The organism is Desulfitobacterium elongatum (assembly GCF_055378975.1).
Genome location: NZ_AP038772.1, coordinates 1526869 through 1550650 on the forward strand (window position 1 = coordinate 1526869; position 23782 = coordinate 1550650).

A 23782-nucleotide genomic window follows, 5' to 3' on the forward strand; every position below is an offset into this window, starting at 1 on the left:
GCTGATGCGAAAGCATTAAGAGTTCAAAGGTGAAGAGTCGAAAGACTCGAAATGCCGAAGAGGCAAAACAGGGAAACCTGTAAAGAGCTGTTTGAGTGCAAACTACTTGTTGTTTAGTTTTGAGAGACCAGAAATGGGAACTCACTATTTTTTTGACCAAAAGAGAGTGAAACTGAATAAGTTTTGTTCGAAAAATGGCAAAAAATACAGATTGAAAGTCTAGCTGAGACATGCTAAACTAACAATCCGCTAAGAGATGAAAGTCTCGAAGCAAAGTGTTCTTTGAAAACTGCACAGAGAAAAGAAATTAACTGTAAATTAGGATAAACATCTGAGAACCTAATGTGGCGGGACGTTTGGTCAAGCTACTAAGGGCGTACGGTGGATGCCTAGGCGCTAAGAGTCGAAGAAGGGCGCGGCGAGCGGCGAAACGCCACGGGGAGCAGTAAGCATGCATTGATCCGTGGATACCCGAATGGGGCAACCCATCCAGAGTCATATCTGGATATCGTTAACTGAATCCATAGGTTAACGAAGACAACCCGGGGAACTGAAACATCTAAGTACCCGGAGGAAGAGAAAGAATAATCGATTCCCTGAGTAGCGGCGAGCGAAACGGGAAGAGCCCAAACCGACCCCTTCGGGGATCGGGGTTGTAGGACCCTCTTTTAGGAATGGATTTCTAGCCGAAGTGATCTGGAAAGATCGAGCAAAGAAGGTAACACTCCTGTAGGCGAAAGGAAGACATTCTGTGAGGGTATCCTGAGTACCGCGGGACACGAGAAACCCCGTGGGAAACCGGGAGGACCACCTCCCAAGGCTAAATACTCCTTAGCGACCGATAGCGAACTAGTACCGTGAGGGAAAGGTGAAAAGCACCCCGGGAGGGGAGTGAAAAAGAACCTGAAACCGTACGCTTACAAGCAGTCAAAGCACCCTAGAGGTGTGATGGCGTGCCTTTTGTAGAATGAACCGGCGAGTTACGGTATGTAGCGAGGTTAAGGCGAGAAGCCGGAGCCGGAGCGAAAGCGAGTCTGAAAAGGGCGACTAGTTACATGCTGTAGACCCGAAACCGTGTGATCTACCCATGGACAGGGTGAAGGTGGGGTAAAACCTACTGGAGGCCCGAACTCACTGTCGTTGAAAAGGCAGGGGATGAGCTGTGGGTAGGGGTGAAATGCCAATCGAACACGGAGATAGCTGGTTCTCCCCGAAATAGCTTTAGGGCTAGCCTCGAATCGATGATTATTGGCGGTAAAGCACTGAATAGGCTAGGGGCCTTACCGGGTTACCGAACCTTATCAAACTCTGAATGCCAATAATTTAGATCGGGAGTCAGACTGTGGGGGATAAGCTTCATAGTCGAAAGGGAAACAGCCCAGACCATCAGCTAAGGTCCCAAAGTATACGCTAAGTGGAAAAGGATGTGGAATTGCACAGACAACCAGGATGTTGGCTCAGAAGCAGCCACCATTTAAAGAGTGCGTAATAGCTCACTGGTCGAGTGGTTCTGCGCCGAAAATGTAACGGGGCTCAAGCGTATCACCGAAGCTATGGCTTGGAATGGAATTATTAAGTCTTTAGATAGAGAACACAAAAGACGTTACTTCAGGAATTTTGCTTCCACTAAGGAAGACAAAAGCTTTAATCAAAGCAAAATTCCCAAATGTCTTTGGGGCTCAGCGTAAAGTCAATGCTAAGGATTTAATAATTCCATTCCAGGGGTAGGGGAGCGTTCTAAATGCAGCGAAGTTGTTCTGTAAGGAATGGTGGAGCGTTTAGAAGTGAGAATGCCGGTATGAGTATGCGAAAAGGTGAGTGAGAATCTCACCCGCCGTAAACCTAAGGATTCCTGGGGAAGGCTCGTCCGCCCAGGGTAAGTCGGGACCTAAGCCGAGGCGTAAAGCGTAGGCGATGGACAACTGGTTGAGATTCCAGTACCACTCTTAAGCGTTTGAGCAATGGGGTGACACAGAAGGATAGGTTAAGCGTGCCGTTGGTAGAGCACGCCCAAGCCCGTAGGGTGTGAGACAGGAAAATCCGTCTCGCGAGAAGCCTGAAAGGTGACGGGGAGCGAAAATAAGTAGCGAAGTAACCGACTCCAAGCTGTCAAGAAAAGCCTCTAGTGAGCAAGAGAGTGCCCGTACCGCAAACCGACACAGGTAGGTAAGGAGAGAATCCTAAGGCGCGCGAGAAAACCCTCGTTAAGGAACTCGGCAAAATGACCCCGTAACTTCGGGAGAAGGGGTGCTCTTTGAAAGAAGAGCCGCAGAGAAGAGGTCCAGGCGACTGTTTAACAAAAACACAGGTCCCTGCCAATCTGAAAAGAGAAGTATAGGGGCTGACGCCTGCCCGGTGCTGGAAGGTTAAGAGGAGAGGTTAGCCGCAAGGCGAAGCTTTGAATTGAAGCCCCAGTAAACGGCGGCCGTAACTATAACGGTCCTAAGGTAGCGAAATTCCTTGTCAGGTAAGTTCTGACCCGCACGAAAGGCGTAACGATCTGGACACTGTCTCAACGAGGGACTCGGCGAAATTGTAATACCCGTGAAGATGCGGGTTACCTGCGACAGGACAGAAAGACCCCATGGAGCTTTACTGTAGCTTGACATTGGATTTTGGTATAAAATGTACAGGATAGGTGGGAGACAAAGAAGCTAGGGCGCCAGCCTTGGTGGAGTCGCCGGTGGGATACCACTCTTTTTGTACTGAAGTTCTAACTTAGACCCCTGAATCGGGGTTGAGGACCGTGTCAGGTGGGCAGTTTGACTGGGGCGGTCGCCTCCTAAAGAGTAACGGAGGCGCCCAAAGGTTCCCTCAGCGCGGTTGGAAATCGCGCGTAGAGTGTAAAGGCAAAAGGGAGCTTGACTGCGAGACCAACAAGTCGAGCAGGGACGAAAGTCGGGCTTAGTGATCCGGTGGTACCGAGTGGAAGGGCCATCGCTCAACGGATAAAAGCTACCCTGGGGATAACAGGCTTATCTCCCCCAAGAGTCCATATCGACGGGGAGGTTTGGCACCTCGATGTCGGCTCATCGCATCCTGGGGCTGTAGTAGGTCCCAAGGGTTGGGCTGTTCGCCCATTAAAGCGGTACGTGAGCTGGGTTCAGAACGTCGTGAGACAGTTCGGTCCCTATCCGTCGCAGGCGCAGGAAATTTGAGAGGATCTGACCCTAGTACGAGAGGACCGGGTTGGACGGATCACTGGTGTACCAGTTGTCTCGCCAGAGGCACAGCTGGGTAGCTATATCCGGAGCGGATAAGCGCTGAAAGCATCTAAGCGCGAAACCGACCTCAAGATGAGATTTCCCACAGCACAAGCTGGTAAGACCCCTGAATGATGATCAGGTTGATAGGCCCGGTGTGGAAGCGCGGTGACGCGTGGAGCTGACGGGTACTAATCGGTCGAGGGCTTGACCTAACAAACGCAGGCAAGCGGTTCACTCACTTTGGGCTCAATCTTAAGTGAGGAAGAGATTATCTTAATTACAGTTAAGACATTACATCTGTGCAGTTTTGAGGGAATAGGGTTCCGAAAGGAGCTTGAAACTTCAAAGATCTGGTGATTATTCCGGAGGGGTTCCACCCGTTCCCATACCGAACACGGAAGTTAAGACCTCCAGGGCTGATGATACTTGGACCGCAGGGTCCTGGGAAAGTAAGTCGTTGCCAGGTAAGCGTAAAGAGACCGTCTTTAATAGATGGTCTTTTTGCTTTTTTACTGCGTAAAAAACGACGGGAATGTGCATGATTCTTTGGGGTTAGTTCCACCCGTTCGGCTCACACGGCGATAGTATTCCTTTGACAGTTTGCCGTGTGGCCGAAACAGTCCACCGGACTGTTTCGTGGCGCCGCGAAGTCTCTCTCTCCAGCACAGCGGCTTGGCCGAAATGATATCCCATATCATTTCGTATCTCGAACACGGAAGTTAAGACCTCCAGGGCTGATACGAAATTATCCGGTGGATGATTTCGGGGCGAGTGCCAAGGCTACAGACGCATTCTGAGAGGCGCCGCCCTACTTGGACCGCAGACGTAACAGTCCAGTGGACTGTTACGCGGCCAGCGCCACATCCCCAAAGAATGACTGATTGGCGTGGCCTCCTGGGAAAGTAAGTCGTTGCCAGGTAAGTAAGTGCAGAGACCGCTTTTCTAAATGATCTCTTTTTCTTTTTTATAATAGAAATATTTTTCTGAAATCTAGAAAAATTACATCATTTTGAGCAGGTTCTTGCGAAGGGGTGTCGAATAATTATATGTCATGAGTTTTGGATCATAACGGGATGCAAATTGTACTTTCAACCGCCTAAGTGATCTCAGAGGAGATCGAATCTTTAATAAAGAAAAGATATTCTGTAAGCAGGTTAAAAATAATCTTTCCTTTAAATAACGACGACTGAATCTACCAGCACCCCGAGTATCTCCTGAGCCCAGTAAGGCAAGAGAGGAGGTTTTTTGTGTGCAAAACAAGTTTAACCTAGATCTCAAGTCAATTCTTTTTATTCTCGTTATCCTTTTAATTGGCGTAACAGCTATTGTCACAATTACGACCTAAGGGTAAAAAGCCGCCAATCATTTTATCTTTGATGAGATGATTGGCGGCTTTTTACTTTTACGTAATTGGATGTTCCGCTAGCATGAAATAATCTCAAAAAAGATAGTATTTGTGAGTGTTTTCTGGTTAATAAATTGAGAATTTGAACAAACTAAGCTCGATGTAATCAGAAGGTAAAGGCTATTTTAAATTAAAGGTATAAAGGAGGAAGTATTTTGAAGATCAAAAAGACATTACTCGGTCTTGGATTAATTGCGTTACTGGGTATAGTGCTAGTAGGTTGTAAAGCTCAACAACAACCTGCTCCGGCACCACAAACGGGACAGCCCGCTCCTACAACTACTGCTCAATATGTTGGGAGTGAAACGTGTAAGGGTTGCCACGCGGAGTATCATACCAATGCTTCAAAGTCAAAACACTTTAGCGCATTCAAACCTCTTTCGAGTTATTCGTTGGATAAGCCAGCAGGACAGATTAAAGTATTTGATGCTTTAACAACGGATACAGCTAAGTCAGGTACAGTTGATTTATCACAGGGGAGTCAAGTCTATGGCGTCATGATGGATCGCTATGTTGTCGCTAAGGCTCCTGAAGGTTTCAAAGAGAAGGTATATCGTGTAGCTACTATTGAGAAGACCGGAGATAAATATACACTTAAACCGGCAAAAGAAGCTGATGTAGATAAAGATGGAAAACCGGATTGGTCAGCAGAAAGTTTTACTTGTGGTAAATGCCATGCTCCTGGAGTTGTAGTGAATTCGAAGGATTATGGTATATCTTGTGAGTCCTGTCATGGTCCTGGTGGAAATCACGTAACGGCTGCAGATAAAAAGGCAACTATGGATCCCAAGACTGCTACAGATGCATGTAATACATGTCATGCTAGTAATCCGACTAAGAATGCAGATGGGGTCTGGATAGCTAATACCCACTATGGAACCCGAAATTTCTTTGCAAGCAAACATGCCCAGAATGCATCTACAAATTGTCTAGCCTGTCATGATCCCCATAAAGTCAATGCAACTGGATCTTTGCTAAAAGCCGATAAGGCACAAGATCTATGTGCGAAGTGCCATGCAGGAAAAACTTTTGACCTTGATAAGATAATGTGGAAGAACCCAACTGATGAGCGTGGCCACTTTACTAAGGACCATAGTTTCGGAGCCCTTCCATATGCAGACTTAGGTGATGATCCAAGTACGAAGCCAATCGAAATGAAGAATCAAAAGGCTATTGATTTAATAACAAAATTGCTTCCAGCTGCTGCAAAATAATTATATTGTAGTATTCGAGTGCACTCTCATAAAGTAAGGTATTCAAAAGCACGGCTCTAAATAGCAGATAGTCATCGGTCGGATAGAAGTAAAGGTATTAGAAAAGTCCTAGGAATAAAAACAAATTCCTAGGACTTTTTTTGAAACTAAACTTCCTTTTTGTTGACGCTTGAAAAAACAATTTAATTTAGCGGCAGTGTCTGTGAATCAGCTTGAGAACTTACCACTTCATTATACCATTTTTCATGGTGCCCTTTGGCAAATTCAGATGAAACTGTTCCATCAATCATCCCAGATAGTGCATCTTTTGAACCGGGATGAAAGAGCCCTAGATAGGAGTGCCCGATAATAGCTGCTCCGACGACTGCAGCTGCCATATCATGAATAGCATAAGCCATTAAGACAAGAGAAGGGGAGAAAGAATCGCTAAACCACATAATTAGTCCACTGAGGACAAGGAGTCCACATCCGATAATTCCGAGGAGGGAGTTAATTTTCTCTCCGGCGTTTAGACTTCCTTGAGCAGGGAGTTTTACATGCCCGCCGAAGAATTCCTTGGCAAAACCCGTAATCCAGATAATATCATCCTTTGACCAAGTGAAGATTTCCTTAAGCCATATTTTCGTTGTCTTTGGTGTTCCAAAAATCATCATCAGCGGGACAATAAGGATAAATGGGACAGCTGCAATTCGATGAACGAGTTTTGTAAAGGCAACTCCGCCATGACCGATGGTTGAAGCGATAGTTCCGAAAAATAGGACCATCCCTGAGAGGAAGAGTAGTCCAAAAAAGATGGCGTTAGCCCAGTGGGTAATTCGCTCTTTTTTATTGAATCGTTGTACTCGATTACTCATGTATATCGTCCTCCTTTTTGCGGGAGTTTGAGAGTCCTGCGAAAGCTACAGCACCGACAACAACACCTAACCCGGCCTTAGCGACAGGTTTGATGGCATCCTGCCAGACTCCAATCGTAGCCGAGGGCTCTATATCTTGAGGCCCTGCTTCGATATGAACTCCCTTTGGAACGAGATAAGCAACTTGTGTTCCACCAACTTTGTCCCCACTGTAAAGAGTATAATCAAGACCTAGAAGTTTGGCCTGAGCTAGACGCTTGTTTGATTCTTCTTGTAGTTTGTTGGGGTCAATTGCGGATCGTGCGCCAGTCGGACAATTCACGGTACAGGCGGGAACCTCTCCACGTTCTTGGCGGTCTATACAAAGCGTACATTTCTCAGCTTTTTTGACCGTTTCATTAAAATGGGATTGTCCAAAGGGACAAGCCGTGACGCAAAATTTGCAACCCACGCATTTTTCGGGGTCACGCTGTACGATACCATCGGGTTTTTTTGTGATGGCATCTACAGGACATACTTTTGCGCATGAGGGTTCTCCACAATGCAAACAACCCATAGGGAAGGTATAAAGTTGAGGGCCTTTTTCGGTTGCGAGCACCTCATTATGTACTTTTAGCCAGGAAATACCAGCGGAGACCTTGTTCTCATGTTTACAGGACAGGGCACAGGATTTGCACCCGAGGCAGTTACTTAGATCTACTAAAATTCCGTACTTTGCCATGCGCTTTTCCTCCCTTCCTTAAGCCTTGCTAATTCGGCATTGAATGTTTTTTTGCGGGAACGATTGTCCAATCGGATCGATAACATTTGGGAACAGACTGTTAACTGGTTCAAGCTCATAGAGTGAGTGCTTTCCGAAATAGGGTTGTGTATTAACAACTTTTTCATGAATTCCCTGTGTTACTTTTGCTGTAAGTGTAAGTTTTCCAAACTTAGTTTCGACTAAAACCCTGTCGCCATTCTTAATTCCAGCTGCGCCTGCTGTTTTAGGATGGATTTCTAGATAGGGTTGTTCCACTTCAGTCGCCCAAGAAAAATGTGCATTTTGTGTATGGTAATGAGAGGCTACTTTAGACGTATTAAGGTAGAGTGGAAAATCTTTGGCAACTTCTGAAGTATTTCCAGGGGATTTTTCTGTCGGAATGTACAGGGGTATGGGTTCTTTCCAATCTTTAATATAGAAGTTAATCTTCTTATCGGCAGTCTTAAATTCCAACTTACTATACTTTCGTGGTTTTGGATCTTTTTCATCAGGGCATGGCCAGTAGACCCCACCGGGAGTATTGAACATTCTCTCGATCGATATTCCACCACAATTATTTTTGTTAAACATACGGTCAATTTCTTCCCAGCATTGCTCGGGATTTTTGGGATAGAAGGGAAGTGCGGGCTCCTGACCGAGAGCTTTGGCAAGCATAGCCCAAACTTCGAAGCCTGATTTTGTTTCCCCCAGTGGCTTCACCACTTGTTCACGCCATTGGATCGTCCGGTTAATTCCTTTGACGGCACTCGCTTCCTCAAACCAATGAGTAGCAGGTAGGATTACGTCAGCAAGGGCAGCCGTGTCATCTATAATCAAGGTATAGGAAACAAGAAAGGCCTTTTCAAACTGTTCCTTCATCTTGGCCGAGTTCGGCCAAGTAACAACAGGGTTGCCCATAGAATAAACCATTTTGATATCACCTTTTTCTAGGCTTGTAATGACGTCTTGATGTTTAATCTTTTTGGGAGATACTTTTAATTCCTTGGGATAGAAGTCTTCTGGTTTTCCATAGCTTTGTAGGTGGGCTACTATTCCAGCACCAGGCTTACCGATATTTCCCATAAGATACATAAGGGACTCAAAAGCATAGGTGGCAGATGTGCCATTGGTCGTCATGATAATTCCACGACCACTCCAGAACATTCCAGGCTTAAGGGTCGCAATGTCTTTAGCCAATTGTTCAATGACGGCTTTGGGAATGCCTGTAACTTTCTCAGCTTCCTCTATAGAGAACAATTCGACTGCTGTAGTTAGCTTATCGAATCCAGAGGTATAGTTCTGGATAAAATCCTGATCATAAAGATTATTCTTTATGATGTAGTTGATGAGCGTATAACCTAGGAAGCCATCTGAACCGGGATTAATCATGATGAACTGATCAGAAATCCGTGCGGTTTTGGTTAATCGGGTGTCGATTGTAATCACTTTACCGCCATTTTTGCGGCACTCCATAATCCATTGGGCTTGTCCGGCTTTAATCTCGGCGATATTTGCACCGACGAAAATTACGAGTTTTGCTTTAGCTAAGTCATGGGCAGGATTGGGTTGGTCTGCACTACCCAGTTGAGCTGTCCGAACGACTTTTTCTGTTTGCTTACAGATTGGATCCGTCCCGAAAGATGGAATACCATTCGTGTCCATAAAGAGCTGCCACGCGTTACCTGAGGCATGACCACCAGGTTTAGGATCAAAGCCAAGAATTTTCCCGTTATTTTTTTTGTGATTTTCAGCAATAAGTTGTATGGCCTCTTGCCAAGAAATCTTTTGGAAACTTCCATCGGCCATTTTTTTCATCGGAGAGAGCACTCGATTGGGGCTATAGACCATTTGAATCATTTCGACCGGTTTAGGGCAAAGTCCACCTTTGTTGAAGGGGTTTTTCTCATCCCCATATACGCCAATAATCTTGTCTTCAGACACGGCTACTTTCAGACCGCACCCACCACTGCAAAGGCTACAAACACTTTTTTTCCACACGATATTAGGCATTTTTGCTGCTTCTTCTGCAGATACAAGTTTAGGAATCCAGGACCCTGTTGCGGCTGCAAATGCAGTACCTGCAGATAGTTTAAGGAATGAGCGACGACTAACATCAAAGAAACTTGAGTTTTTCTCCATTCAGATATCCTCCCTTAAGATTAGCTATTGAATTGATAATATTAGGGTTAATACCTTGTGTATGTGAGTCTTTTCACCTTGGTTACCGAGCTTCCTTGGATTTGGACATTACCGGAAAATTAGTGATAAATATTACAAATGTGCACATACTTATTAAACGATAAATAATATTTTTCGTAAAATAAGTATTCTAAATTGTTCTATAGTATTATTTTATTGAGGATCGACCCAGAACTTTAGAATTGAGAGAATTAGACAAGATTCTATAAAGAGAAGAGAATACCCCTAGGATGAGGTCCAAGCTAAGTAGAATATTAGATTGAAATAGCAAAAGAAGCGAAAAAACTCGCTTCTTTTGTGTAAGTGCTCCTTAAAGAAGTCACTTCAGATGCAGAAATTTCGTGCTGGCCGTCACGAAGCTTCTACAATATGAACTTTGAGTTACCCGTCAATGTCGACTCCATCCCCCATTTGTTCTTCGGCATACTCGATCAATTTTTTGACCATGTTTCCACCGATTTGCCCGACTTCTCGGGTTGTCATGTTCCCAAACCCTTTATCCTTGATGTCGTCATCCAAATGGAGTTCTTCGGCTACTTCCCACTTAAGCTGATCCAACTGCTTTTCGGATTCAGGAACCATAGGCGTGTTATTGCTCATCTGACCTTCCTCCTTTATATATTCAGCTAGATTCGACGGGAAATATTTAATGGAGCACTTTTAAATTGCCCAAAGTGAAAGGTTTTTATACAATAAAGCACACTATTATAAAAAAGGACAAAAAATTAGCCCAACTGTTGCTGGGCATAGAGCAGAGGGGTTAGATTGAGGAGGAGTGAGATGAGAAGGTAACCAGTGTATTACACTAGTTGTGAAACTATATGCTTTCACAACTAGATTGTAACCTATTCCGCAAAGGTTTTCTAGTCCATTTACTATAGTCGGAATATTAAAATTATTTACTTAATGCCTCATAAGCGTGTAAAATAGGAGGTACAAGACTAGCAGAGAAAGGTAATTGTTGTAGAGTGATAGGTAAGGCATATTCTATTCATCTTAATGGAATCGTCCAAGGCGTTGGATTTAGACCTTATGTCTTTAGACTCGCACATGAGATGGGAATCCAAGGGTGGGTTAGTAATTCAAGCCATGGAGTAGATATCCATGCTGAAGGAACTCAAGTGGATTTGTTTTATGATAGACTGTTAAAGGAAACCCCTTCTCTAGCAAAGGTTACAGGGGTGGAACAGTGTGAAGTATCCTTGCACAATTACCGAAGTTTTGAAATCATTCAAAGTAGAGATGAAGGAAATCCCGATGTACTCATCTCACCTGACGTGGCAACGTGTGCAGATTGTCTAGACGATTTAAGGGATCCCAATAATCGACGCTATCAGTATCCTTTCACGAATTGTACAAACTGTGGACCCCGTTACACAATCATACGGGATGTTCCTTATGATCGTTCACAGACAACTATGAACGGCTTCCCTATGTGCAAGGAATGCGCAAAAGAGTATGAAAACCCGCTGGACCGAAGATTCCATGCCCAACCGGTAGCCTGCGCTCACTGCGGACCCTCGGTTCAGCTGGTGAATGCTCAAGGGGAAGCTCTCCCGGGCTTAGGAATCGATCAACTTGCTCAAGGCGCCATTCTTGCGGTCAAAGGACTGGGTGGATTTCATCTGGTATGTGATGCTCGGAACCCAAAGTCTGTTCAGCGTTTGCGTGAACGAAAAGAACGTGGCGCAAAGCCATTTGCTTTAATGGCCCAGAATCTTGCTGTAATTCACGAACAGCTCAAGGTTTCTTCCTTAGAAGAAAATCTTCTAACGAGTACGGCAGCGCCGATTGTTATTCTAGAAAGGCGAATTGATGCAGCGAATTCGCTCCCGGTAGAAGTTGCTCCTGGACTCCATACTTTGGGTGTGATGCTTCCTTATACTCCACTTCATTCCCTGCTTTTTGAGGCGCCCTGCGATTTTCTAGTGATGACGAGCGCTAATCTGAGTGGGCGTCCGTTAATCTACACGAATGAAGAAGCAGTGCAGGAACTTAAAGGGATTGCGGACTATTTTCTCTTGCATAACCGAGATATTTATCACCCCTGTGATGACTCTGTCTTACAGGTTATAGGGGAAAAAACCGTTTTTCATCGTCGTGCTCGTGGATATGTCCCTTTGCCTCAGAAAAATCCAGAAGAAGTGTTTTCTGCGATTTTAGGGGTTGGGGGAGAGCTAAAGAATGCATTTTGTTTAGCCTCAGGACCTAGGGCCTTTGTCAGCCAATACATAGGTGATATGGAAGGGTATGCGAACTTTCTTCGCTTTCGCCAGGAACTATCTTCCTTTCAAAAGGTAGTTCGGATTATCCCAGAAGTTGTTGCCCATGATACTCATCCCAATTATCAAACCACTCGTTTTGCTAAGGAAAGTCCTTGGCCAAGCATCGAGGTACAGCATCATCATGCCCATCTGGTGAGTGTTCTGGGTGAACATGAAGTGACGGCCCCAACGTTTGGTGTAATCTGTGACGGGACAGGCTGGGGTGATGATCAAAAAATATGGGGTTTTGAGTTTCTAAAAGGAAATGCGAGGAGCTATGAGCGGGTAGCTCATCTCGAGTATCTTCCTTTACCAGGCGGAGATGCCGGGTCTAAGCATCCACTGCGAATTGCGTATACCTATGCGAAGTCCCTACTTTCTAAAGATGAATGGTCGATGAGTCAGGCCCTCTGGGAACGCCTCACTCCATCTGAGCGAAACATACTAGACCAGCAGCTCGAGAAGAAAATTCAGGTCTTCGAGACTTCCAGCGCAGGGAGACTCTTTGATGCCATAAGTGCTCTATTAGATGTTTGCACTGAAGTGACGTATGAAGGGCAAGCCGCGATTGAACTCGAGTCACGTGCAAGTGTATGGCTCCAAAAGAGTAATGAAGGATTAATGCCTACTTCCCACAGTGATAACGCATTTCCCACCCCTTATTATTCAATGGATTGGGTGTGGGAGGAGAAGGGGTTAATATTAAAGATTAGTCGGTTACTCCAAGGTATCATTCGCGATTACCTACGGGGAAGGGAGCCTGGCTGGATTGCCTATCAATTCCATGACTCTATCGCGCATGCGATTGTCCAGACTGTACGTAAACTGCACATTGGGCAGGGCCCTCTCGTATTAACTGGCGGAGTATTTCAAAATAAATTGTTAACGGAAAGGGTCTTAGCCCTCTGTCAGATTCATCAAATTCAGGTGCTCCGGGCAAAGGAACTCCCGCCTGGAGATGGAGGACTTTCCTTTGGTCAAGTATTAATTGCGAATGAGGTGTGTAAATCATGTGTCTAGCTATTCCAGCCCGAGTGGTTTCCATCGATGAAATGATGGCTAAAGTAGATATGATGGGGAATGAACGAACTGTTGGGACCCATCTGGTACCAGAGGTTAAGGTAGGGGAATACGTTTTAGTCCATGCAGGATTTGCTATTGAAGTCATAGATGAGCAAATCGCTAAAGAAACCGAAGAATTATTATTAGAGGAAGCGGATGCCCGTGAAGAGTAGAGAGAATAATCAACAAGCAACGAAAGAATTAGCGGCCCACTATCTTGAGGAAATTAAAGAACTAGCTACGGAACACTATACTGTCATGGAGGTCTGTGGAACGCATACCGTAGCGATTGCGAAGAACGCTCTGCGCGATCTATTGCCCCCTCAGATACGACTGGTCTCTGGGCCGGGGTGCCCAGTCTGTGTTACAGACAGTAGTGATATTGATCGTTTCTTATATCTCGCAGCTCAGCCTAACGTAATCACTGCCACTTTCGGAGATATGATCCGAGTACCTGGATCTGAGAAAAGCTTACAAGTTTTGCGTGGAGAGGGTGCTGATATACGGATTGTCTACTCCACTCTTGATGCACTCGAATTAGCTCGTAAAAATCAGGATAAGGAAGTCGTCTTTTTAGGGGTTGGGTTTGAGACCACTGTCCCCACGGTTGCAGTGAGTATTGAAAGTGCAAAGCAAGAGGGGCTAAAGAATTTCAGTGTCATGTCCATGCATAAAATCGTACCTCCGGTGCTTCAAGCCTTAGCTGAAGATCCAGAACTTGAAGTCAATGCTTTTTTAGATCCCGGGCATGTATGTTCAATTATTGGGACAAAATCCTTGGAGTTTATGGCAAAGGACTATGGAAAACCTGGAGTGGTTACTGGATTTGAGGCTTTGGATATTCTGGAAGCCTTAGTGATGCTTCTTCGTCAACGAGCGGAAGGACGCTCAGAAATTGAGATCCAGTATAAGCGAGTCGTAAAACCCGAAGGAAATCCTATGGCGCAACAGTTCATCGAGAGAGTCTTTGAACCTGTGGATGCACGCTTCCGAGGTATAGGCATCATTCCGCTTGGGGGCTTGGGAATTCGCACGGAATACCAAGAATGGGATGCGGTAAGGAAATTTTCACTCCCAGAGTTTGATTCGCCGGAGATACCTGGTTGCTGTTGTGGTAAGGTACTCAAAGGACAAATTATCCCATCAGAATGTCCATTGTTTGCTCGCAAATGTACCCCAATTGATCCCGTAGGACCCTGTATGGTCTCCACTGAGGGGTCGTGTGCAGCCTATTTCCGATATGCACAAAGGAGAGGATAGAATGGATAGAATCATCATGGCCCATGGGAGTGGGGGACGGCTGAGTCATCAATTGATCCAGGAGATTTTTCAAAAATATTTAGGAAATGAATACCTTAATCAAATGAATGATGCTACTGTCGTGCCTGGAAGTGGGAAGCTTGCCATAACCACTGACTCCTTTGTTGTTTCTCCTATATTTTTTCGCGGAGGAGACATTGGAAAATTATCGGTGTGCGGTACGGTCAATGATTTAGCCGTTTCTGGGTCAGATCCGCGTTTTCTTTCTTTAGGTGTTATCCTGGAGGAAGGATTTTTACTCGAAGACCTTGAACAAATTGTTCGGAGTATTGCGGAGACTGCGGAAGAGGCCGGTGTATTCGTGGTTTGTGGAGATACCAAGGTCGTTGAGCTGGGAAGTGCGGACAAAATCTTCATAAACACGACAGGAATCGGATGGGTAACGGAACGTAAGGTTGGACCGCAACATATCCGCCCGGGGGACTATGTCCTCATCAGTGGAACGATTGGAGATCATGGAGTAGCCATCTTGGCTGATCGACAAGGCTTAGAGTTTGAGACACCGATAAAAAGTGATTGTGCCCCACTCAATGGATTGATTGATAGTTTCTTTATGCAAGGCGTTCGCTGTATGCGTGACCCTACTCGGGGTGGGGTAGGAACAACGATAAATGAATTAGCGCGTCAGGCTCAGGTGGGTATTCTCCTAGAAGAAGAAAAGCTTCCGTTAAATCCTGGAGTAGAGGGAGCCTGTGGAATGCTTGGGTTGGATCCTTTATATCTCGCGAATGAGGGGAAAGTTCTAGCCATAGTCTCTCCTGAAGTAGTGCAAGACGTATTAGACCATATGCATAAGCATCCTTTAGGAAAAAAAGCCGCTATCATAGGACGAGTAATGGAGTCAGATCCAGGGCTTGTACTTCTCGAGACATCACTTGGGGGAAAACGTATCGTAGGCATGCTCGAAGGAGAGCACCTGCCGCGGATATGCTAGATATTATGGAATAACATAGAGAGAACTGTATAAGAAAAAATCAGGGTGACATTAGTTATAGATAAGACTTAAACCTACAAGAGAGAATTGGGATGAGGTGGCAAGGAATGCGAGTTGCTGTAATAGACGGTCAGGGTGGTGGAATTGGGAAGCATATCGTGGAGCAGTTGCGCAAGCGAATACCTGATCTTGAGATATTGGCCTTAGGAACGAACGCACTTGCGACAGGTGCCATGCTTAGGGCGGGAGCTACAGAAGGGGCCTCAGGTGAATCGGCAATATGCTTTAATACTGACCGAGTGGATATTATAGCTGGTTCCTTAGCTATAGTGACTGTTTACGGATTGCTGGGGGAAATCACTCCTGCGATGGCTACAGCGATATCCTCAAGTAAGGCGGATAAACTTCTGATACCAATCCAACGAAGCAATATCATGGTTATCGGAACGACTCGGATGCCTTTGCCCCATCATGTGGAGACTTTAGTTAGTGAGATAGAAAAAAGGGCCGCAGAATAGCTATTCTAGAAAAACGAGTAGCCAGTTCGATTTGAACTGGCTACTCGTTTTTTATTCGGATTTTATTTCCATCTACGTTTTGCAATTAGCATGAGTAAGTAGAAAGTTTTATTTCTCCATATGATAAGAAGATGCTATAATAAACGTTATTATGCCTGAAGAGATGAATCAAGGAGAGAAGTAAGATATGGACAGATCGAATATTTTAGGAGAAGAGAAGATAGGAAAACTGTTACTAAAGTTTTCAGTTCCTGCGATTATTGGGATGCTTGTAAATGCGTTTTACAGCGTTGTTGATCGAATTTTTGTAGGCAAGGGCGTGGGCCCTGAGGCCTTATCGGGGATTGCAATTAGTTTTCCTATTCCGCTAATCATTATGGCTTTTAGTATGCTAGTTGGAATCGGTGCCACCTCACTGATTTCTATTCGTTTGGGTCAACATAGAAAAGAGGATGCAGAACGTATCGTCGGAAATTCCTTGACACTCCTTTTGCTAATATCGGTCGTTATTAGTCTTGTAACCTTTCTTTTTATGGATGGATTACTCATACAGTTCGGTGCCAGTCAAGAGGTTCTGCCATATGCTCGAACCTTTGTTAAAGTCTTACTCTGGGGAACGGTTTTCCAAAGCATCGGCTTCGGGATGAATAACTTCATTCGAGCCGAAGGAAATCCAAAAGTCGCGATGTTTACGATGATTTTGGGAGCGGTACTGAATATCATACTAAATCCTATCTTCATTTTTGTTTTTAAGTTGGGAGTCGCAGGCTCGGCGTTGGCAACCGTAATTTCGCAGATGGTGACATCGATCTGGGTGCTATACTACTTCTTAAGCGACCAATCGTCTCTTAAACTACACTTTGTAAATTTGAAGTTGGACAAACTGATTATTCGCGAGATTGTAGCTATCGGGGTATCACCATTCTCCATGCAGATTGCAGCGAGTGTGATCACCGTAATTTTTAATAAGAGTCTTGCCTTTTACGGGGGGGACTCTGCGATTGCAGCGATGGCAGTTATTAACGGGATTGTTATGATGATTTTCATGCCTGTCTTTGGGATTAACCAAGGTGCTCAGCCTATCATCGGGTATAATTATGGTGCGAGGAAATATAAACGAGTTAGGCAGACGCTCTGGCTCGGAATTCTAGGAGCTACAGGGTTCATGGTCCTAGGTTTTCTTGTGACCCATCTTATCCCCTACGGACTGATGAGCCTTTTTACTAGCGACCCAGAACTCATTCGCGATGGAGTCGAGGGATTGAAAATTTATCTAGTAATGCTTCCTATTATTGGCTTGCAGATTGCGGTCGTAAACTATTTTCAAGCAACGGGTCAACCCAAAAAATCTCTGTTCTTAAGCTTATCACGTCAATTAATCTTTTTAATTCCGGCACTTTTGATCCTGCCTCGTTTCTATGGGCTTATCGGAGTTTGGATGGCGGGGCCAGTATCGGATGTTGTTTCGACTGTTGTTACCGCAATTTTATTATTTTTTGACTTGAAGCGTTTGGGCCGACTTGATAATCAAGAGCAAGAGCCTGTATATGCAGAGGCATAGTCGTTTGTCATGAATATCTTTACACGCAAAAATTTTCTGTGTTACAATAATCGATGGACGAAACGAAGGAGGAATCTTTGTGTCAGGACATTCCAAATGGGCTAATATTAAACATAAAAAAGCAAAAGCAGATGCACAAAAAGGGAAGATATTTACGAAACTCGGACGAGAACTCATTGTGGCAGCTCGTACCGGTGGTGGGGATCCAAATAATAATTTCCGCTTAAAAATTGCCATTGATAACGCTAAGTCTGCTAATATGCCGAATGATAATATCCAAAGAGCGATCCAAAAAGGAGCCGGTGGTGGAGAAGGTACCAATTACGAAGAGTTACGTTATGAAGGCTATGGCCCAGGTGGAGTTGCAGTTATGGTGAACGTCGTAACTGATAATCGAAACCGTACCGCAGGTGAGATGCGTCACATTTTCTCGAAAAATGGTGGGAATCTCGGAGAAACTGGCTGTGTTAACTGGATGTTCAATGAAAAAGGACAACTCACTCTCCCGAAAGAAGACTTAAAACTCGAGGAGGATGAGTTAATGCTTGTTGCTCTTGAAGCAGGGGCAGAGGATATGGACCAAGAAGAGGAGAGCTTTGTTATCTATACAGATCCTGCAGAAATGGAAGCAGTACGGCAAGGTATACTCGATCAAAGAATTGAAATATCGGAAGCAATTGTCAACCTTATCCCACAAAATACAGTCGAAATCGCTGATGTGGATCAGGCTAAAAAGCTCATTCGCTTAATGGATCTCCTGGAAGAACATGATGACACTCAAGGAGTTTATGCAAACTTTGAGTTCGCTGATTCTCTATCTGAAGAGGATCTTGATTAATTTAGCCATTAGTTAGAGCCTTATGAGAATTAATCTTCAGTAATTTAAATTTTGTCAAGGGCAAGCTGGGGGCTTGTCCTTTTTACTGAGAAAGAGAGCAGTTTTTCTTTCTTACCTAACCGGGGGGGTTGTAATCAAGAAATCTTGGCAATGCTACGGATAAAGAGTATTGTCAGGAGGTTATGATTGTGTTTATTTCCCGTTATAAGCAATTTGTTCTTATTTTAGCGATTGGGATAGGACTAGGAATTCTTGTTCCAGTCCTGATTCAGAAGATACCCCTCGGAGACCCCTCTAGCGAAAATAATGTGCTTGCGGATGATGCAGAGGTAGTTAACAAAGGAATTCCGATTCAGTCAGGAAATTATTCTGTACTTGTTCAAGATGGAATCCTATCCATACTTCAGGGTGACCCTCAAACCGGTCAAGTTCTACTCTCTGGATTAGATGTTAAACACTGGCCGCAGGAGATGCAATCGATGGTCACACGAATTGAATTCCATTCTTTAGATGAAGTTCAATCCTTCATCGATTCTATGAGTGAAGAATTGTGGTTGGAATAAAACATTTTTAACAAGGAATTATTTGCCCTCCTGTCGAATTCACTGGGATAGAGAGGAAGGCGAATATGCTCATACTTGGTATTGACCCGGGAACCGCGATTATGGGGTATGGTCTAATTGAAAAGAAGGGGAATCGTTTGATCCCTTTAACCTATTCGTCTTGGAGAACTCCGGCACATACCCCGATGTCTGAGCGGTTATTAACACTTTATAATGAATTACAGACGTTTATCCAGAGTTATCAACCACAACAGATCGCAGTGGAAGAACTCTTTTTCAATCGAAATACCACCACAGCCATTACGGTTGCACAAGCTCGTGGAGTGGTGCTTCTAGCGGGAGCACAAGCTGGAATCCCGGTTTTTGAGTATACCCCGCTTCAAGTGAAGCAGGCTGTTGTAGGGTATGGTAGAGCCGATAAAAAGCAGATTCAGCAGATGGTAAGAGCTCTATTAGGGCTTCAAGAGGTACCTAAACCTGACGATACTGCAGATGCGCTAGCGATTGCGATTTGTCATGCACATAGTGCCAATCTAATCAATAGAATGGGGGGATCACTTTGATAGGGATGCTCAGAGGGAAGGTTTGGGAAATACAGTCGGAAAAATTAATTCTTGACGTTCAAGGGGTAGGATACCAAATCTCTACCCCTTATGGTTTTTTGGCGAAGTGTCAGGCGGGACAGGAAATCACGGTATATACTCATGTGATATTACGTGAAGAAGAACTCGCCCTTTACGGTTTTTCCTCCATGGCTGAGAAAGAACTCTTTTTGCAGATGCTCACTGTATCAGGAATTGGACCGAAAGCATCGCTCTCTATCTTATCTACCCTCGGTTCAGCGCGGACAGAAAGTGCAATCGCCGGCGAGAATCTTACTCTTTTGACTAAGGTACCTGGAATTGGGAAGAAAACGGCACAACGCCTAATCTTAGAATTAAAAGAGAAATTCAAGGGCAAGGCAGTCACTGCTTTGGGAGGGTCGGATCCGTTAATAACGCAAGAGCAAGGACTCATCTACTCTGAAGCGATGGAAACGCTTCTTGCTTTGGGCTTTAGCCAAGAAGAGGCAAAGAAGGCTCTTCTGACTCAGGAAGAAACTGGGCAAGAGCTTAGTGTTGAGGAACAAGTCAGATTAGCGCTTCGTTCGCTTGCGGCAAAAAAATAGACTTATAGGACCCGATAATGTAGCTTTACGTACAGAACGAAAGCCGTGGTCGGCTTTCGGCCTTAGCTGAACGACTTCTAGCGGAGGGGCGTTAAGGCGAACGAGGCTTTCGATGACGAAACCCGTGGTAGGGTTTCGCGCCTTAGCGTAGTGGCGCCACTGGTTTACATGCAGTAAGCAAAAGGGTTTGGCAACGAAAGTGTCCAGTGGACATTTTCGCCCGAGGCGGCATTCCACAAATGATACACATCCGCTGAAGGTGCTCCATCGGAAGCGAGTAAGGCCTTCGTCCGAATGCTCCACCGCATTCGAGCCCTGGAGCTAATGAGTGAGCGGATGTACGAAAAGCTACTTACCTGAGTACATAAGAAATTGAGGAGAAAAGTTATGGAAGAACGCATGATATCTCCGCAAGAACTCCCCGGAGATCAAGAGGGAGAGGTGCTTCGTCCGCATCGATTAGCGGATTATATAGGTCAAGGAAAAGTAAAAGATAACCTTCATATTTTTATTCAGGCTGCCTTAGCGCGAGGCGAAGCCCTAGATCATGTCCTCCTTTACGGACCCCCTGGATTGGGAAAAACGACACTTGCAAACATCGTAGCAACGGAGATGGGGGTTAGTATCAGGACAACTTCTGGTCCTGCGATTGAAAGGCCTGGGGATTTAGCGGCTATTCTTACCTCGTTAGAACCGCGGGATGTTTTATTTATTGACGAAATTCACAGATTGAGCCGAACCACTGAGGAAATATTATACTCAGCAATGGAAGATGGATGTCTGGATATAGTCATTGGTAAAGGCCCGAGTGCACGCTCTATCCGTTTGTCCTTGCAGCCCTTTACTTTAGTTGGAGCGACGACTCGTGCAGGGCAACTTGCTTCCCCCTTAAGGGATCGCTTCGGGGTGATAAGTCGGCTGGAGTTCTACGAAGTTGAGGATTTAGTCAAAATTATCTGCAGAGCGGCTGGAATCTTGCGTCTAGAAATCACTCCCGACGGGGCCTCAGAAATTGCCCGACGTTCACGAGGAACACCAAGGGTAGCGAATCGGCTATTAAAGCGCGTGAGAGATTATGCTCAAGTTTGGGAAGATGGCGTTGTGAGTGAGGAACTTGCCCGGAAGGCCCTTGATCGTTTGGAAGTCGATCCTGCTGGACTTGATCGAATTGACCAGAACTGTCTGATGACAATCATCCAAATGTTTGCAGGCGGACCGGTCGGTTTAGAAACTCTGTCAGCAACCATCGGGGAAGAATCAGAAACCATTGAAGATGTTGTTGAACCCTATCTTCTCCAACAAGGATTTCTGCAGCGGACACCCCGCGGTCGAATTGCAACGGTACGAGCGTATCAGCATTTAGGACTTCCACTTCCTACTCGCCAAAGCGATACCTTATTTGAGGAATAAGATTAGATCTATAGTATTTATGTATCCTCTTGTTTCGTAAATTAGGAATACATAAAACCCCAATCGGGCAATCTGTTCTCAGAGTGAGAAAGAGGTGGTTAAAGTGAAGCTACCTTTCTGGGACAGATTGTCTTTAAGATTTGTTATCTCGTTTATGATACTCTTTCTAAGTCTATTTCTCGGAGTTTATCCTTGCCAAGGGAAGGAAATATCCGTTGAATTAGTGTGGAAGTTTCAAGAGGCGTCTTGGATTCAGATTCGGATTGAACAAGGAAACTATATTCTGAAAGAACTTAATCAGGGAGTAAAGTCGGAAAGTACCTTTCCTTCTGGGTCACGTCTCGAAATGACCTGGGGGGGATGGACTCCCGTCCTAAAAAAGAACTACGATGAATTTAAACTATGGCGAGGATCTGAGATCGAACTGATAACGCAGGGCAGTCATGGGGTCTTCCAGATTCGCACCCCGGATGGACAGTATGTGAGTTATCGGGGAAGTCTCACACTGAGTTGGGAGAGCGATCATTGGAAGCTCATCAATCGGGTTGAACAAGAAGACTATCTCAAAGGAGTCGTTCCGATCGAGATGAGTAACCAGTGGGGTGCCGATGGATTGGAAGCGCTTAAGGCACAGGCCGTTGCGGCACGAACGTTTATGGTTAGAAAAACTCAGAGTACTTCAAGGATTACTGATTCTCCGGATCTAGATCAGGCATATTTAGGGAAGAATGTAGAAGGAACTGCGACGAAAGCCGTCGAAGAGACTCGGGGAGAGGTTTTAGTCGATTCCGCGACACGAGCCCCTATCGATGCGCTATACTCCTCACATAATGGGGGGTATACAGAACTTGCTGAGAATGTTTGGGGAAATTCTGATCCGCATTTTTCTTCTCAACCGGATCCCTTTTCAGATGGAATCGGTGGAGCGGCAAACCGCTGGAGGTTCATTGTTGGAGCAGATTTTCTTGGGGAATCCTTCACAATGGGTCCGATTAAAAAAGTCGAACTTGACAAGCTCCCTTCGGGCAGGGTAAAAAAGGTGAGTATGCTCGATATTTATGGTAAGCTAAAGAGCGTGAGCGGAAGAGAATTTGTCAAGACGTTCTATCCCTTCGGTCAGCCTATACAAGCTCAGTCGTTTCTTGGCATTTTATTTGATATACGTGAAATTCCCGGTTCAGAAAGCTTTTCTTTCCCCAGAAAGCTAAGAGCGTTTGCTTCTCAACAGAAAGTAGAGTCGGATTCCGGACCTCGATTGGATCGGATTATTAGCTCTGCCCAAGGCATTCGAGAAATGCCCTCCCCGTATGGTGTATTTATTTTTAATGGGCGGGGCTGGGGACATGGAGTTGGAATGTCGCAGTGGGGAGCTTATCATATGGCTCAGAGAGGGTATACCTATCAAGAAATCTTGGATTTTTACTATGAGCGTGCTGAACTTGCTCTAGTCAATCCTTAGACATATTACTTTAGATTGAAGGAGAATCATTTTGAAGTTAGAGGATTTTGATTTTGACCTTCCAGAAGAGCTGATAGCCCAGCATCCAGTAGAGCCTCGGGACTCTTCCCGACTCATGGTGGTTGACCGCTCGACCGGAGGCATCAAGCACCAGGTCTTCCGTGAACTTCCCAGTTTACTTAAGGCGGGAGATGTCTTGGTCATCAATAATACCAGGGTAATCCCGGCTCGGTTGATGGGCGAAAAGGAAGGAACACAGGCTAAGATTGAATGTTTACTGCTTAAACGCAGGGAACGGGATGTTTGGGAAGTTCTCATTAAACCTGGCAAGCGCTTAAAGGAAGGTCAGTTTGTGCTTTTTGGTGAAGGGCTTCTCAGGGGTGAACTTTTAGAGATTCTACCCGATGGCAACCGGGTGATGAGATTTACTTATGTCGGAGTTTTTGAAGCCGTCTTGGATGAATTAGGGAATATGCCTCTGCCTCCTTATATCACTGAACAACTAGAGGATAAGGAACGCTATCAAACGGTTTATTCGAAAGAGAGTGGGTCTGCCGCAGCACCAACGGCTGGTCTACACTTTACTCAGGAGTTACTTGAGAGATTAAGGAAGTCAGGCATCGAGATTGTAGAGATTCTCTTGCATGTTGGGCTAGGGACCTTTCGTCCGGTCAAGGTGGAAAATATCGAGGAACATGATATGCATTCGGAGTACTACCGCGTTTCTAAAGAGGCTGCTGAGCGCCTCAATCGAGCAAAACGTGAGGGTAGAAGAGTCATTGCTGTGGGAACAACAGCCTCTCGAACCTTGGAATCTGTCGCTTCAGAGGATGGACAGATTCAAGCAGGTGAAGGCTGGACCGATATTTTCATTTATCCAGGTTATCAATTCAAAGTCGTTGACGCGTTAATTACCAATTTCCATTTCCCAAAATCCACCCTGGTGATGTTAGTCAGTGCACTAGCGGGTAGGGAACTTATCTTAAATGCGTATAACTTGGCAATCCGCGAACGCTACAGATTTTATAGCTTTGGGGATTCAATGCTCATTTTATAGTTTATCTT

18 protein-coding genes and 2 rRNA genes are annotated in these 23782 nt (G+C 45.1%); 16 read left to right on the forward strand and 4 right to left on the reverse strand.

The window, feature by feature from the left end:
* The first annotated feature begins 358 nt into the window (after positions 1 to 358).
* The 3 genes from ACZ42W_RS07100 (at position 359) to ACZ42W_RS07110 (ending at position 5825) form a co-directional block, all read left to right on the forward strand.
* A 23S ribosomal RNA gene (locus ACZ42W_RS07100) occupies positions 359 to 3418 on the forward strand.
* Between the two features lie 137 nt (positions 3419 to 3555).
* Positions 3556 to 3672 (forward strand): 5S ribosomal RNA (gene rrf, locus ACZ42W_RS07105).
* Positions 3673 to 4766: 1094 nt separating this feature from the next.
* Positions 4767 to 5825, forward strand: coding sequence for a cytochrome c3 family protein (locus ACZ42W_RS07110; RefSeq protein ID WP_464169521.1), 1059 nt, complete (start codon positions 4767 to 4769; stop codon positions 5823 to 5825).
* A 182-nt stretch (positions 5826 to 6007) separates the two neighbouring features.
* On the opposite strand, the gene ACZ42W_RS07115 is transcribed toward ACZ42W_RS07110, so the two are convergent.
* The 4 genes from ACZ42W_RS07115 to ACZ42W_RS07130 all read right to left on the reverse strand — a co-directional run bounded on the left by ACZ42W_RS07115 (position 6008) and on the right by ACZ42W_RS07130 (position 10220).
* A complete protein-coding gene (locus tag ACZ42W_RS07115) occupies positions 6008 to 6679 on the reverse strand; it encodes a formate dehydrogenase subunit gamma (RefSeq protein WP_464169523.1) in 672 nt (223 codons plus the stop codon).
* A complete protein-coding gene (locus ACZ42W_RS07120; RefSeq protein ID WP_464169525.1) occupies positions 6672 to 7400 on the reverse strand; it encodes a 4Fe-4S dicluster domain-containing protein in 729 nt (242 codons plus the stop codon). Before ACZ42W_RS07120 ends, ACZ42W_RS07115 begins: the two co-directional genes overlap by 8 nt.
* A gap of 18 nt (positions 7401 to 7418) precedes the next feature.
* Complete coding sequence (locus tag ACZ42W_RS07125) at positions 7419 to 9560, reverse strand: molybdopterin-containing oxidoreductase family protein (protein WP_464169527.1); 2142 nt, start codon at positions 9558 to 9560, stop codon at positions 7419 to 7421.
* A 441-nt stretch (positions 9561 to 10001) separates the two neighbouring features.
* On the reverse strand, positions 10002 to 10220 hold the full coding sequence (locus ACZ42W_RS07130; protein ID WP_464169528.1) for a small, acid-soluble spore protein, alpha/beta type: 219 nt from the start codon (positions 10218 to 10220) through the stop codon (positions 10002 to 10004).
* Between the two features lie 371 nt (positions 10221 to 10591).
* Here ACZ42W_RS07130 and hypF point away from each other — a divergent pair, with 371 nt between their 5' ends.
* The 13 genes from hypF (at position 10592) to queA (ending at position 23774) form a co-directional block, all read left to right on the forward strand.
* Positions 10592 to 12904, forward strand: coding sequence for a carbamoyltransferase HypF (gene hypF, locus ACZ42W_RS07135; RefSeq protein WP_464170892.1), 2313 nt, complete (start codon positions 10592 to 10594; stop codon positions 12902 to 12904).
* Positions 12895 to 13119: a HypC/HybG/HupF family hydrogenase formation chaperone gene (locus ACZ42W_RS07140; RefSeq protein ID WP_464169530.1), complete on the forward strand. Its 225-nt coding sequence runs from the start codon at positions 12895 to 12897 to the stop codon at positions 13117 to 13119. Before hypF ends, ACZ42W_RS07140 begins: the two co-directional genes overlap by 10 nt.
* Positions 13103 to 14206, forward strand: coding sequence for a hydrogenase formation protein HypD (gene hypD / locus ACZ42W_RS07145; protein WP_464169532.1), 1104 nt, complete (start codon positions 13103 to 13105; stop codon positions 14204 to 14206). The genes ACZ42W_RS07140 and hypD overlap by 17 nt, the downstream gene beginning before the upstream one ends.
* 1 nt (position 14207) lies before the next feature.
* Positions 14208 to 15200 carry a hydrogenase expression/formation protein HypE gene (hypE, locus tag ACZ42W_RS07150; protein ID WP_464169534.1) on the forward strand — a complete coding sequence of 331 codons (993 nt, stop codon included), beginning with the start codon at positions 14208 to 14210 and terminating at the stop codon, positions 15198 to 15200.
* 107 nt (positions 15201 to 15307) lie between these two features.
* Entirely contained in the window at positions 15308 to 15718 is a 411-nt protein-coding gene (locus ACZ42W_RS07155) for a DUF3842 family protein (protein WP_464170894.1), read from the forward strand.
* A 187-nt stretch (positions 15719 to 15905) separates the two neighbouring features.
* Positions 15906 to 17279 (forward strand): MATE family efflux transporter, encoded by a 1374-nt coding sequence (locus ACZ42W_RS07160; RefSeq protein WP_464169536.1) that lies wholly within the window; start codon positions 15906 to 15908, stop codon positions 17277 to 17279.
* Positions 17280 to 17358: 79 nt separating this feature from the next.
* Positions 17359 to 18117 carry a YebC/PmpR family DNA-binding transcriptional regulator gene (locus tag ACZ42W_RS07165; RefSeq protein WP_464169538.1) on the forward strand — a complete coding sequence of 253 codons (759 nt, stop codon included), beginning with the start codon at positions 17359 to 17361 and terminating at the stop codon, positions 18115 to 18117.
* Positions 18118 to 18305: 188 nt separating this feature from the next.
* Positions 18306 to 18680, forward strand: a complete 375-nt coding sequence (locus tag ACZ42W_RS07170; RefSeq protein WP_464169540.1) for a hypothetical protein — start codon at positions 18306 to 18308, stop codon at positions 18678 to 18680.
* A gap of 65 nt (positions 18681 to 18745) precedes the next feature.
* Positions 18746 to 19243 (forward strand): crossover junction endodeoxyribonuclease RuvC, encoded by a 498-nt coding sequence (gene ruvC, locus ACZ42W_RS07175; RefSeq protein ID WP_464169542.1) that lies wholly within the window; start codon positions 18746 to 18748, stop codon positions 19241 to 19243.
* On the forward strand, positions 19240 to 19848 hold the full coding sequence (gene ruvA, locus ACZ42W_RS07180; protein ID WP_464169544.1) for a Holliday junction branch migration protein RuvA: 609 nt from the start codon (positions 19240 to 19242) through the stop codon (positions 19846 to 19848). Before ruvC ends, ruvA begins: the two co-directional genes overlap by 4 nt.
* 387 nt (positions 19849 to 20235) lie before the next feature.
* Positions 20236 to 21258, forward strand: coding sequence for a Holliday junction branch migration DNA helicase RuvB (gene ruvB / locus ACZ42W_RS07185; protein ID WP_464169546.1), 1023 nt, complete (start codon positions 20236 to 20238; stop codon positions 21256 to 21258).
* A gap of 154 nt (positions 21259 to 21412) precedes the next feature.
* On the forward strand, positions 21413 to 22717 hold the full coding sequence (locus ACZ42W_RS07190; protein WP_464170895.1) for a SpoIID/LytB domain-containing protein: 1305 nt from the start codon (positions 21413 to 21415) through the stop codon (positions 22715 to 22717).
* Between the two features lie 31 nt (positions 22718 to 22748).
* Positions 22749 to 23774, forward strand: coding sequence for a tRNA preQ1(34) S-adenosylmethionine ribosyltransferase-isomerase QueA (gene queA, locus ACZ42W_RS07195; protein WP_464169548.1), 1026 nt, complete (start codon positions 22749 to 22751; stop codon positions 23772 to 23774).
* Positions 23775 to 23782 lie beyond the last annotated feature (8 nt).